Origin of the sequence: Arenibacter antarcticus (assembly GCF_041320605.1) — a bacterium.
Taxonomy (GTDB): Bacteria; Bacteroidota; Bacteroidia; order Flavobacteriales; family Flavobacteriaceae; genus Arenibacter; species Arenibacter antarcticus.
This window is the reverse complement of sequence record NZ_CP166679.1, coordinates 1278394-1291078: the sequence shown is the minus strand read 5'-3', so window position 1 is coordinate 1291078 and position 12685 is coordinate 1278394. Positions and strand designations below refer to the sequence as shown.

Here is a 12685-nt window from a genome sequence, read left to right as displayed (position 1 = left end):
GCATTATTTGTTACCTGATTCTATGAAATCTCACTTATCCGAGCATTAATAATCATAGGACAAAATGAAATAAAACAACAATAAAACATATATGGGTTTAAGTCTGTGAAGAAGAAAATGGCATTTAATTATTACTTTTTTAAGGTTTTGGCTATTCGATCCCTATTCTGAACACATAAATAAAATTAAAGTCTATTTAATAAAATAAGTTTAATTCGTTTAAACCAATATGGATTATTAATTAAACATTTCGTCCCTAAAAATACTGTATAATACTTGATTATTGACTGCTTTTGAAAATACATTCAGTTTAATTAAACTCTAAATTCTTCAGGTTATGAATATTACGGAAAGGCGTGAGTTTATACTTCAGATAGAAGAGGACGTATTGGCAGTTTTCTCTGAATCCGGGAAGTCTTTTGATCTTATTGAAGGTTCATAAAATAGCCATTTTATGGGATATCAATGGTAGTGGCTATGGCTTGTATAAGCTGGATTTAGACGAAAATCAACTATTTCAAGGTTGGCTAATATTTACTATATTTACTTGTTGAAAAAATTTCTGAAGCCGACCTATATTGCTGCCAAGGCTTGGTTACGCCTATTGGAAGATCGACCTAACACATCGCTAAACCAAATTGCCATGTACAACTTGCTATTAACGTCTTTAACGCAGTCTCATCTTGTAATCTGTATGACGCGATCTGAAGGGAGCGAGACAAATAGCAATTTATTGATGTCAAACGTATCTTTTGGTAAAGCACTCATAAATGCCAGGCATTTATTAACGATCCTTTTTTCTGTTAAACCCGAAATGATTCTTGGTGCACAAGGATTTAGAGCCCCGGATACCCCTATATTTTGTAGGGTGGTATATACTATTACAACTGCCCCAATGGCCATTGTTGCTATCGTTTATAATCATCTCCACGAGAGCAATTCTTACGCTTTAAAAATTTAAATACACACAAATGAAAAATATCTTTCTCGCTGATGACGATGCTGATGACCGCGAATTTTTTATTGATGCGCTTAAGAAAGTAGCTATCCCTACTGATCTAACGCTTGCAAACAATGGTTTGGAGTTGATGGAAAATCTTGAAGTTTTAACGCAACATCCTCCACCTCATGTTATTTTCCTCGACCTGAACATGCCTTTAAAGGACGGCTTTCAATGCTTGCATGAAATTAGAAATACACCGAAGCTAAAGAACATTCCAGTGGTTATATTTTCAACTTCAGACAACGATATTTCGGTCAATAAAACATATGAGCAGGGCGCAAATTACTATATCCGTAAACCTGCTTCGTTTCAGCTTTTAATAAAATCAATTGAAAAAGTTTTAGTCCTCGAAATGTGGCCATCACCACGAACACCAAAAGAAAATTATATTTTGTCAATTTCCTGATATGATAGAAAATAAATTGCTAAATGCCCTTAAAGCGATTGCTTTTCATACTACTGAGAAAAAAAAGCGGGCCGCGGAATTGGTCATTGCTAACAAGGAACTGGCTTTTCAAAACGAAGAAAAGGAAAAGCGTGCTGCGGAATTGGTGATTGCGAATAAAGAACTTGTTTTTCAGAACCAGGAGAAGGAGAAGCGGGCAGCTGAATTGACAGTTGCCAATAAGGAACTTGTATTTCAGAATGAAGAGAAAGAGAAGCGAGCGGCGGAATTGACTATTGCTAATAAGGAACTTGCTTTTCAAAACCAAGAGAAGGAGAAACGGGCCGCGGAATTGGTCATCGCTAACAAGGAACTTGCTTTTCAAAACGAAGAGAAGGAGAAGCGTGCTGCGGAATTAGTGATTGCCAACAAGGAACTTGTTTTTGAAAACGAAGAAAAGGAAAAGCGGGCAACGGAATTAATCATTGCCAATAAGGAACTAGAATCATTTACGTACATCTCTAGCCACGATTTACAGGAACCGTTACGAAAAATACAAATCTTTTCAGGCCGCTTAATTGACGATGAATCACAAAACTTATCCGAAAAAGGTAAAAGTTATATTATGGGAATGCGTGATGCATCTACCCGTATGCAAACCTTGATTCGCGATTTACTTGCATATTCCCGCACAACAACTTCGGAAAGGAAATTTATAACCACCAGTCTCAATACAGTAATAGAATCAGTAAAAAACGATTTTACAGAAACCATTGTTAAAAATAACGCCATCATTAAAGTAGAAGGCGACTGCGATGTCCAAGTCATCCCCTTTCAATTTCACCAACTAATACAAAACATCATTGGCAACGCCCTTAAATTTTCTAAACCAAATTTACCCCCTCTTATAATAGTAAAGAGTGAACTTGTAAAAAGCAGCGAGGTAAACAGCGAAAAACAATTATCTGCTGAAAGCTATTGTCACATTACAATTACAGATAATGGTATTGGTTTTGAACCCGAATACAACGATTACATTTTTGAATTATTTAAGCGCCTACACAACAAAGAACAAATATCTGGCACAGGTATTGGGCTTGCAATCGCTAAAAAAATCGCAGAAAATCACAAGGGTATAATTACAGCAACTAGCGAAGTTAATAAAGGAGCTACTTTTGATATTTATATTCCCTCATCATTGCCACTGTAAATGTGGATGCTTTAAAAAAGGGGTTTATGGACTTTCTGGGACGGCAGAACTTGGAATACGGATAAAAATAGGGTCAGTGCACTTGCCAACGTTGTCTCAAATGAACTAAGTGTCACCCCCACTGCTGACGGGCGTTACTTGTTAACCTATACGATCTTGGGTATTTCAGATAAAATTGGCATTCAGGTTGGGGAGTGATAGCTTCAAATACCTACCTGAATGCTAATCGAGCAATTGATGCAGTGGTCTTCCCGAAATTCCATTCGGATTAGATATCCCCAAAAGAGCTGCTATGGTTGGAGCGATATCTACAATGTTTGTATGCTCAGTAGTACTTCCTGTTTTTATTCCATGTCCATAAAAAATTAAAGGAATATGGGTGTCATAACGATACCCACTGCAATGAGTTGTTCCCGTTTTTGATGTGGTAGGGATAACACCTAGATCTTAAGTTTCTGCAGATATAAGCGAGAAGTATAATTAACAGGAACAGACTTGGTGAGTGTTGATTGTCATCTGTGAGGAATATCCTGATATAAAAAGGGATAATGTCTCATGAACATTCCACTAAGCTGTAAATTCTGGTTGGAATCTCTTGGCGAATATCGTATTACACTGGACTACATAGAGTTATGATGATTAGCGGAGTTTGTTGTTTTTTACGCTTAGTATCACTTCAAAATAACAGTAGTGAAGTTATGTAACTATTAGATTTTATTATGTAACTCCTGCGGATTTTATGGGCTTACCTTCGCCATGAAATAATATTTTCACATTTAAACAAAATTATATGAAGATAAAAAAAGCACCCTTCTTTTATGCAATGCTACTCCCGATCATGATCTTTGTAGGATGCACCAATGACGATGAAGGCAATTTGGTTGTTGTAGATGACACGGCTCCAATAATCGGTTCTACAAATCCTTTGAGCAATGCAACTGGAGTCGCACGAAATAAACCAATATCTATCATTTTCAGTGAATTAATGGAACCTGCTACCATAAATGCCACAACATTTACCGTGATGGAAGGAACCTCTGTGGTTGAAGGTGATGTAACGTATGCAGATAGTACTGCTACATTTACACCTGCTGCAAGCCTTGAATCAAATATTACATATACAGCAATGATTTCAAAGGAAGCTAAGGATTTATTCGGAAACGGATTGGTTAAAGACACTAGCTGGAGTTTTACAACAAGCGGAACTTCATCCACATTAGGAGTAGTGGAACTGGGGGGAGCAAGTAATTATGTTATTCTTGCAAAAACAGCTATTAATAATAGCTCAACCTCTGCAATTGTAGGCGATATGGGATTGAGCCCTGCTGCCACCTCATATATCACAGGCCTATCCCTGACCGATGCTACAGGGTATGCTACTTCAGCCCAAATTACCGGAAATGTATATGCCGCTGATATGGCAGTACCCACACCCATTAACTTAACTACTGCGGTTGGCGATATGATTACAGCGTACAACGATGCGGCAGGTAGACCAATTCCGGACTTTCTTGAACTAGGGTCGGGGAACATTGGAGGAATGACACTGACATCTGGACTTTATAAGTGGACAACTACTTTGACGATTCCTACCGATGTTACACTCACAGGAGATGCCGATGCTATTTGGATCTTTCAAATTTCGGGTGACTTGACCCAAAGTAGTGCAATAAATATTATTTTAAATGGAGGGGCGCAGGCCAAGAACATTTTCTGGCAGGTGGCTGGTGAGGCCACTTTTGGAGCAAATTCCCACTTTGAGGGAAATATACTTTCCATGACCGGAATCACCTTTCAAACGGGTGCATCAATAAATGGACGTGCACTGGCGCAAACGGCAGTCATACTTGACGCAAATGCGGTAACTAAAGTGCAATAAAATGTCCGTGTGATTATAAGCAAAAGCCATCTGAATATTCAGATGGCTTTTTTTTGAACCGCTCCGCAAAGACTCCCAACTTTGAGGCAATCAGTTAAGGTCTTCCATTTTTTATCTACTAATAGCGTTTATCTAATATGATTTATAGGCTACATTAATTTTATTAGAAAATAGGATTTACTCTTTTTTAAAAGTTAATATATTATTATTTTGCATGTTTAAAACAAGCTCTGTTTTTGTTAGGGATTGTATTTCCCAAATAATATTTTCAGAATTTGCTACTGTAATTTCAATTTGGTTGTTCTCGATAACCTTATAGGATGCAGCTGCTTGGTCTAGTACAATACAATCTCCGTTAGGGTTTATATCGTATTCTTTTATTTCAATGGATAAATCGTCCGTAAATCGAAAAAAGCCAGTTTTATAACAGTCTGAAAATGGCGGTTCTCCTTCTTTACTATAAAGCATCCATTTTCCTACCAAAGTTTCTGCGGTAGTCATATCTCTACTCATAAAAGAATCTATATTACTTTGGGTTGTATTTCCATGGCTGTCCTTCGCAGTCACCATCCAATAGAAGTTGGTTTCGGGTTGTAACTCATCTTGAACGCTTAAGGTGTTTACTCCAAGGTTGTTTGCAATGGAAGTTTGTGGTGGATTTTGAGTATCCAAATAAACCTGATAGGTAACACTGTCTCCATCGGGATCTGTTGCGCTTTCCCAGGTTAATTGTGGTTGTACATCCAGACCATCGGCAACTTCTAATAGGTTAAAGCTATTGGGAGCTTGGTTTACTGCTGCATTGTCATCATCACTGCTACAACTGGTAAAGGCCAAGCCAATTAATAGTAAAAAGAGAAAAGAATTAAATGTAATTTGTAGGTTTTTCATATCGAATTTATTTTTTTTTAGCTAAAAAATCCATGACAAAAATAGGAGGTGTGTTTTCCTACACAAGACCTACATAGAATTTGGCGCTTACTAATGAGAATTTGACTGATATGAGCTAGAATTCGACGATAGAGCTATTTTAATTGAGTAGTTTTAATGTTCCATCAGTCAAAAATGATATAAAATGAGAAGGCTTCAATACGATGAGGTTTTTTCGTAATCGTTGGTTAATCAACGTTTTTAGGAATATAAAGCAGTGGTTGATAGGTATGGTTTGGAATTGGGATTTCGTTAATCCTGAAATATATAAAAGGGGCATTCCGTTCTTAATTAAGGAAGGCGCCGCTTAAACAATTAGCAATAATATTTTTTTAATCTTTGGACTTTTTGTCCGTCTTTCCACTAATTCTACCAACTTCTTTTATCAAAAGTAGTATCCCAGGATTGTGCATTTCAATATGTCCAAACCCTTGAATTTCAATTAAGCGCGTTTCGGTGTGTCCAGCCGTTTCCATTAATCGTTTTAAATATAGATTTTCCTCATATCTACCTGCCATATCTAAATCTCTATCCCCCGTAATAAGTAATAAAGGTGGTGCATATTCCCTAGCGTGGTAAAGAGGTGCGTATTCGTCAACAATTACCTTTGACGAAGGTATTCCCCTTTCTTTTCTTACCGTTGAATGAGTAATTGTTTGTCCGCTTAAGGAAATCAGGCCTGCAATGTGATCCGCATCTATATCAAAATTATTTAGCCATTGCTTATCCAATCCAATCATTTTTGCAAGATATCCCCCTGCGGAATGTCCAGCTACAAATATTTTATCTGGATTCCCTCCATAAGATTCTATATTTTTAAATACCCAAGCTACAGCTGCTGCTGCATCCTCAATATAAGTTGGTGATGTTACTTTTGGGGATAAACGATAATTAACACTAACAATACATAGATCTTGGTTCAAAAGGGGATCGGGAAAATACTTGTCGTAAGAATTTAATCCACCACCATGAAACCAAACAACAGTACTGAAATCTTTTACCTTTTCTGGGTATCGGATATCTAATTTGCAGCGTGATTTAATATACGCATCTTCTGTTGCATCGGCATAATAGGATACGTTCAATACCTCTTTAAACGCAGTTTTATTTTGCCCAATTAATTGGGTCGTAAATAAAAGTGTTACGGAAATAACTAGTGCTTTTAGCATATCGGTTGGTTATGGTTTTATACACTGTGTAGTCTGCAGTTTTTTATCATTTAATTTTCTCATTACAGTTGCCGCTGAATTCAAATCCGAATCAATTAACCAAAGCATTAGTGTTTTGTGGTCTAGTTTAATCTTTAGATTGGTTTTGTTTTTAAATCCTGGTTCGAATGGGGCAGTCCAGAAAAAGGGTATGTACTTAAGTATAGCTGCCAAGCAGCTTTTGTTTATTTCAACCGATTTTAAACTGCCGTACGTATAGATTCCATTGTTCTTTGGAGTTCTATGGTCCATTATTTCAAATCCATCTTTTTGAATAGTAATTTCCAGCTTCGGTTTGTTCTTTAAAACAATTTTTTCGTTCATTCTTTCGTCGGGATTTAAGTCTTAATTGGCACTTCAACTTATAGAACACATTAATGCTATGATTTCTGGGCAGAAAATTTGAATGGCCAGCTTTTCTCATCCAAGAAATCAAACCCAGTTATTAAATGTAAGGAATTTAATTATTATAAAGTACCACTAAACTGTGGCTCTTGTTAGTCTGTATCGTGCTGCCGATGAACCCTGCTTTTCCTGAATTCTTTTTTAAGGGTTTGTTGTTCAATTCCATTGGGGTGAGTATCTTTATGTTCCTACTTCTTTTTGCCATCCTGCACAATGCCTTCCTCATTTTTGGGAGGCTACAATTACTTTCGATTAAAATTGCAAACCAAATTTTAAGACAACAAGATAAATTTAAAAAAAATGAATAGATTTTGTTTTTGGGCAATATTGAATTTGGCGCTACTATTGGGTTCTTGTAAATCGGATAATAAAGAAATTTTTGTAAATGCCGAACCTGTAGTGCAAATTCGATTGGACCGCATTGAGGCAATGCCAAATTTGCCTAAGCCATACAAAATAATGGACTTTAAGGCTTTGGCCAAACATTTCGACTCCCTTGCCTTTGACAAATCGCAGACGGGCGAATATTGGCCCTTGGTTTGGGAAGACGACTCTAGAAAGAATTATGATCAAAAAACTTTCGGAATGTATACCGCAATGGGCGATATCAGACAGGGTAAAAATCATTATAAAGGTATTTTTCACGAGTCCCTGTCGACCATGGGTACCGTTCTTGGTGCCAGTTTGGTAGGTATCGACAAATCGGAACAAGGTGGAGAAAATTATGTAGGTATGTTGAAGAACTATTTCAACAGCGAAACAGATTGGAACATCATGATGAACAACACCAGCCCCGAAGTTGCCATGTTGGGCGGCGGTTATGCCAGGGACTGGTGGTATGATGTATATCCGAATGTCTTGTTTTATGGAGTAGCCAACCTTTATCCCAATGAACCAGATTATGAAGGGCTACAACGCTCCATTGCCGATAAGTTTTATGCGGCCGATTCAATACTGGCCGGTAATTATACCTATTCCTATTTTGATTACTCGACCATGGAACCTAAGGAGAGCTGGATTTGCGCCCAAGAAGATGTAGCTGCAGGTCATGCCTATGTGCTCTATTCCGCTTATAAAAAGTTTGGGGATCCAAAATATTTAAAGGGAGCCAAATCTGCTATCGAAGCGCTTCTGAGCCAGCAAGAAAATAGATTCTATGAAATATTGATGCCCTTTGGCGCCTATGTGGCCGCACGTTTAAATGCGGAGCAAGGCACTGATTATGAGTATAAAAAAATAATGGAATGGACTTTTGATGGTACATCTGTTTGTCGTGAAGGTTGGGGCGTTTTGGTCGACAATTGGAACGGGTATGATGTTTCGGGTCTGGTAGGTAGTACTTTGGACCATGGCGGGTTCGCCTTCTTAATGAATACGTATGACACCATGTGGCCACTGGTACCCATGGTGCGATATGACCAACGTTATGCTAACGCAGTTGGTAAATGGATGCTCAATGCAAGTAATGCCCTTAAGTTTTTCTACCCCTATGAAATGCCCAACGACCATCAGACCCTACCGGAGCTAAAAGCACATACCAAAGGGGTTATTGCCTATGAGGGTTTGATAAAAGAGGCCCACTTTGAGGAATACCAGCATATAAAAGCGCCTGTAGCTATTGGCGATGGTCCGCATTGGATAGATGGTAACCCCGATGTTTCGCAATTTAGCGTGTATGGTAGCGGGCATGTAGGTATCGCAGGTGCCATAATCGAGAAAACGGATGTACGTGAAATTTTAAAGTTAGATTGTCTGGCGACCGATTTTTATCGTGAGAAGGCTTATCCTACTTTTTTGATATATAATCCACATTCTGAAGGTAAAATGATTACCTACCATTGTGAAACAGTGGAGAAAGTAGATCTTTACGATGCAATTTCCCATCAACTAATAGCCAAGAATGTACATAAATCCTCAAAAATAGAAATACCCAGAACGGCCTCTCGCCTCATTGTTGAGATCCCAGCTGATGCTGCTATTATACGTAAAGAAGGAATATATTATGTGAACAATATTGTGATAGCCTATAAGTAAGTAGGGGATGCGACCTTTGGTCTAATTTGGAGGCTTATAGGCAAGGAATCTTCAAGCGCCTATTTTTCTTTGGGATAGTTCTAGTTTACCCAACGTCAATATTATTTTTTAGAAGCTCGTTCTTAATATATTCCTTGTAGATTTCCATGGCTTGAGTTGCTTGCTCAGTACCTGTTTTATTATGAGTAATACTTATCTTAACTTGTACATAGTAAGAGTCAGTTGATGTGGTACTTATTGAGCTAATTTTCCTTGTATAACTTTTATGGATTTTTGAGGTACCTAAAGTAACGATCTCATAGCTTGCTTTCTTTAATTTCGGGAATCTTTTAATGATTTCATTATCGATTTCATTTGTGTCAATAGCGCGAATGATGGGGCGAATCTTGTCATAATTGGAGTCGAGATTTTTTAATGTACAATCAATTTTAATAGTTTCAGAAATGGTAGTTGTGAAGGGATTGCTGCAACTAGTAAAGAAAATAAGAATCAGAAAAGTAGGTAAATAAAGGTAGTTTTTCATGGTCAATTATTATATTTCTCTCCATTTGACCGTAACAATTGGTTTAATTGGAACGTTGTGGTTGGTTTTAGCGGAACAAGTTACGGTAATACTAGTATTCTGAATAATTTTCACAGAACTCTTTAACGGTATATAATAAATGTGTAGGAGCTAGTGAAAATGTAAAACGTCGCAGCTTAATCCGAGGCATTAAATTGATATCCGATCCCAATAAAAAAACGAACCTTATCCGTACTATTGACCCAGGATACATCAAAGTTGATTGGCCCTAAAATGGAGTTGTATGAGAAGGTGGTTCCGGCCGACATTAAAATACTGGGTTGGGTGGAGTCGGGCCAGTTTCCCTTAGAGATAAAGGCATCTTCTAGATACTCGTTAAACCTGCCGAATCCCACTGAGGCAATATCTAGATGGGGTGTTATGTAGAGTTTGTTTATTGCATTCAACTGCAGCCCAAGTTTCAGTTTAGTAAATTGCGATACACTCAGCTCCCCTTGGTGCAAACCGGGGAAAATAAAGTTGCCGTTTTTGGGATTGTTACTAATTCCGCCCAGGAAGTATTTGGAATTTAGTCCTAAATCGGAGAAAGAGTGGTCGGTATTCTTTAGTGCATCTTCAAAAATAAAATGCCCAGATGCTCCTATGATAGCTGTGGATCCTGACGATAAAGGGAATCTTTTTTCATAATCGACACCTATCCTAGTATAGTCATTGGTGGCTCCATCTACGGTAGGGGTCATTATATCCGTGTAGGTTATTTTTAATTTGTTTTGTAATGATCTGCCTAAAAAGCCTTTAAAAATAGCGCCTTGGGTTGCAAAAAAAACCTCATTCATGCTGTTGTAGCGATAATGGGTATATACTTCCGTGTCACTATTTTTATACTTATTGATCAGGAATACGTTCTCTTTAATTTGCGGGTCGATCGTGGGCTTTAGGCTGGTGTTATGGAATTTCAGCCCAACGCCAATATAGCTCCGTAATGAACTTAAATTACGGTTTAACTGATTGTCGAAAGCAAAGTAACGGTAACGGATATCATCGGCATATTCTCCGCTAATGAACACCTTCTGTTTCAGTTTCTGGCCAAAGGCTTCCGTACGCCACCACCAATCACGATCGCGACCAAAATTTTTCTGATGTTGAACACGAAATTTGGGCTGATCGGCGATATCAATGGTTAGTAATGAGCGGGAAGCATTGCCAATAATATTCCTGCCGGTATAGTTTAAAATTAGGCCAACACCATTGTCTCCGTCATAGTGTAAAGACCCCTTTACCTGATGCTGGGATCTTTCAATTCCATTTAAATGCAATTGTAAGGTGTCCCCAATTATGACGGGATTATAAGTTATCTGACTGAAAATAGTAGTTCCCATTGCCCTGTTAACCCCTTCCATTATATCTGTGATACGATAGGGAGTATGTGCTTTTATATTGGTCCTGGCCCTAACTAGGGCCAAGTTGTTCTCGCTTATTCCATGGTAAATAATGGTGTCTAAGCTTAATTGTTTCTCCACAACTGGAAGTTGATGGGGCCTTTGTTCGTAATTTTTTAAACGTTCGGAAAGAGCCGTTAAGCTTTTCAGGTTCTGTTGTACGGCTATTTTTCCTTCTTCGTAGATAACATTGCTTCTTAAAAAGTCAGCTGTGGAAAAAGTTAGGTTCGGGGTATGGTCAATTAAGATATCACAAAGTGCCCTGTTTTGCGGATTTTTCAGATTGCTGGTCATCATCCCTGCTTGAAACATCAGTGAGGTAAAACTATTGAGCTTTTCTTTTGTGGCCATTCCTCCCCCCACATCACTACCTATGATGATGTCGGCTCCCATATCCTTCGCTATATCTACTGGGAAATTGTTCATGAGACCTCCATCTACCAATAGGGTCCCGTTATAGCGCACAGGGGAAAAAACTCCTGGAATAGACATACTGGCGCGCATGGCAAAACCCAAAGAACCCTTATCCAGTATTACTTCTTTTCCATTTACGATGTCTGTAGCCACGGCCCGGAAAGGAATCGCCAAGTTATCAAAGTTGTTCATATTGTAAACAGGATAGGTAAGGGAAGAGATAAAATCCCTTAGGTTTTGATCGTTCAACAAAAAATTACCCAATTTTAAGTTGCCATCTGCCCAATTAAATTCTACCAAGTAACGTTTAAACTCAAATTTTTCTTCAGCACTTACATCCCCCAAAGAAACACCACCCCCAATTAAGTCGTCCCATCTTGCCTGTTTGGCAATGGTAGCTATGCTATCTCCAGAATACCCCATAGCGTAAAGGGCGCCCACAATGCTTCCCATACTATTTCCTACAACTAGGTCTGGCACAATACCTAGAGAGTCTAACATCTGTAAGGTGGGTATATGTGCTAAGCCTTTTGCGCCCCCCCCACTTAGTACTAGGGCCACTTTAGGTTTTTTCTCTTGGGATGCACTGGTTTGTGGTATAGCCCAAATGAACAACAGGGTAAGGAATAAACAGTGCTTGTGAAGTGTGGTTAAAATAAACCCCAGAGGGATACTTTTAAATAATTTACTTGTTATATGGAGCGTATTTATATACATTTTTATTTAGGTATTTTCATCGTTCTAGGTGGAACGAGAGCTGGACTATGCTTAAAAGTTTCACGAAGATCGTTGCCAAAAATAATCTATAAACCTCTAATTATTCACATCAATTGCTGGATTCTAAAAGCTATAAAAAATCAATGTGTTAAATAGCACACTTCAAAAAATTTAGGCTTTTAAAATTCTAAGAGCAGTGATAATCAATTAAGTTATCGCCCCTTGATCCGTATTCATGATAAATTATTAAAGTACGGGTTCCAAAGGTACAGAAAGAATTTAGTGGTAAATCTTTATGGGAGTTACTTATTTTATTATTGAAGGTATTTCTAGTTGTAGGTAGTTATATTTTTTCTCGTATTATTGTTAGACTAGCTGTTTCTTAGGCACTTAACTTGGTGTTTACAGATGTGTTAACTAAAAATTGGAGCGTGTATAACCTGCTTATAACCCCCTTTTTTCTTAAAAATTCCCGTAGAAATATGCCAAATACCTTGGGAGGCCTTTTTGTTATTGCTAAATTGTAAGTTTTGAAATT

General features: G+C 37.9%; 10 protein-coding genes. 5 read left to right on the top strand and 5 right to left on the bottom strand.

The window, feature by feature from the left end; all coding sequences use genetic code 11:
• The first annotated feature begins 550 nt into the window (after positions 1-550).
• The 4 genes from KCTC52924_RS05340 to KCTC52924_RS05325 all read left to right on the top strand — a co-directional run bounded on the left by KCTC52924_RS05340 (position 551) and on the right by KCTC52924_RS05325 (position 4477).
• Positions 551-961, top strand: coding sequence for a hypothetical protein (locus KCTC52924_RS05340; RefSeq protein ID WP_251806808.1), 411 nt, complete (start codon positions 551-553; stop codon positions 959-961).
• A gap of 10 nt (positions 962-971) precedes the next feature.
• A complete protein-coding gene (locus tag KCTC52924_RS05335) occupies positions 972-1409 on the top strand; it encodes a response regulator (protein ID WP_251806809.1) in 438 nt (145 codons plus the stop codon).
• A gap of 1 nt (position 1410) precedes the next feature.
• Positions 1411-2598 (top strand): ATP-binding protein, encoded by a 1188-nt coding sequence (locus KCTC52924_RS05330; RefSeq protein ID WP_251806810.1) that lies wholly within the window; start codon positions 1411-1413, stop codon positions 2596-2598.
• A gap of 790 nt (positions 2599-3388) precedes the next feature.
• Positions 3389-4477: an ice-binding family protein gene (locus KCTC52924_RS05325; RefSeq protein ID WP_251806811.1), complete on the top strand. Its 1089-nt coding sequence runs from the start codon at positions 3389-3391 to the stop codon at positions 4475-4477.
• A gap of 177 nt (positions 4478-4654) precedes the next feature.
• Here the strand turns inward: KCTC52924_RS05325 and KCTC52924_RS05320 are convergent, their stop codons facing one another.
• From KCTC52924_RS05320 to KCTC52924_RS05310, 3 genes are all read right to left on the bottom strand, one after another.
• Positions 4655-5368, bottom strand: coding sequence for a lipocalin family protein (locus tag KCTC52924_RS05320; RefSeq protein WP_251806812.1), 714 nt, complete (start codon positions 5366-5368; stop codon positions 4655-4657).
• A 371-nt stretch (positions 5369-5739) separates the two neighbouring features.
• On the bottom strand, positions 5740-6576 hold the full coding sequence (locus KCTC52924_RS05315) for an alpha/beta hydrolase (RefSeq protein ID WP_251806813.1): 837 nt from the start codon (positions 6574-6576) through the stop codon (positions 5740-5742).
• 9 nt (positions 6577-6585) lie between these two features.
• The gene (locus tag KCTC52924_RS05310) at positions 6586-6939 is read right to left on the bottom strand and encodes a hypothetical protein (RefSeq protein WP_251806814.1); all 354 of its coding nucleotides are present in this window, start codon (positions 6937-6939) and stop codon (positions 6586-6588) included.
• Between the two features lie 381 nt (positions 6940-7320).
• Here KCTC52924_RS05310 and KCTC52924_RS05305 point away from each other — a divergent pair, with 381 nt between their 5' ends.
• Positions 7321-9054 (top strand): hypothetical protein, encoded by a 1734-nt coding sequence (locus tag KCTC52924_RS05305; RefSeq protein WP_251806815.1) that lies wholly within the window; start codon positions 7321-7323, stop codon positions 9052-9054.
• A gap of 85 nt (positions 9055-9139) precedes the next feature.
• On the opposite strand, the gene KCTC52924_RS05300 is transcribed toward KCTC52924_RS05305, so the two are convergent.
• Both KCTC52924_RS05300 and KCTC52924_RS05295 read right to left on the bottom strand, forming a co-directional pair.
• A complete protein-coding gene (locus KCTC52924_RS05300; RefSeq protein WP_251806816.1) occupies positions 9140-9577 on the bottom strand; it encodes a hypothetical protein in 438 nt (145 codons plus the stop codon).
• Positions 9578-9753: 176 nt separating this feature from the next.
• Positions 9754-12147: a patatin-like phospholipase family protein gene (locus KCTC52924_RS05295; RefSeq protein ID WP_251806817.1), complete on the bottom strand. Its 2394-nt coding sequence runs from the start codon at positions 12145-12147 to the stop codon at positions 9754-9756.
• Between the last annotated feature and the right edge of the window lie 538 nt (positions 12148-12685).

Bases quoted from the DNA above. Each gene is read 5' to 3' on its own strand.
- KCTC52924_RS05335 (WP_251806809.1), top strand. From the start codon at position 972: ATGAAAAATATCTTTCTCGCTGATGACGATGCTGATGACCGCGAATTT.
- KCTC52924_RS05330 (WP_251806810.1), top strand. From the start codon at position 1,411: ATGATAGAAAATAAATTGCTAAATGCCCTTAAAGCGATTGCTTTTCAT.
- KCTC52924_RS05325 (WP_251806811.1), top strand. From the start codon at position 3,389: ATGAAGATAAAAAAAGCACCCTTCTTTTATGCAATGCTACTCCCGATC.
- KCTC52924_RS05320 (WP_251806812.1), bottom strand. From the start codon at position 5,368: ATGAAAAACCTACAAATTACATTTAATTCTTTTCTCTTTTTACTATTA.
- KCTC52924_RS05315 (WP_251806813.1), bottom strand. From the start codon at position 6,576: ATGCTAAAAGCACTAGTTATTTCCGTAACACTTTTATTTACGACCCAA.
- KCTC52924_RS05310 (WP_251806814.1), bottom strand. From the start codon at position 6,939: ATGAACGAAAAAATTGTTTTAAAGAACAAACCGAAGCTGGAAATTACT.
- KCTC52924_RS05305 (WP_251806815.1), top strand. From the start codon at position 7,321: ATGAATAGATTTTGTTTTTGGGCAATATTGAATTTGGCGCTACTATTG.
- KCTC52924_RS05300 (WP_251806816.1), bottom strand. From the start codon at position 9,577: ATGAAAAACTACCTTTATTTACCTACTTTTCTGATTCTTATTTTCTTT.
- KCTC52924_RS05295 (WP_251806817.1), bottom strand. From the start codon at position 12,147: ATGTATATAAATACGCTCCATATAACAAGTAAATTATTTAAAAGTATC.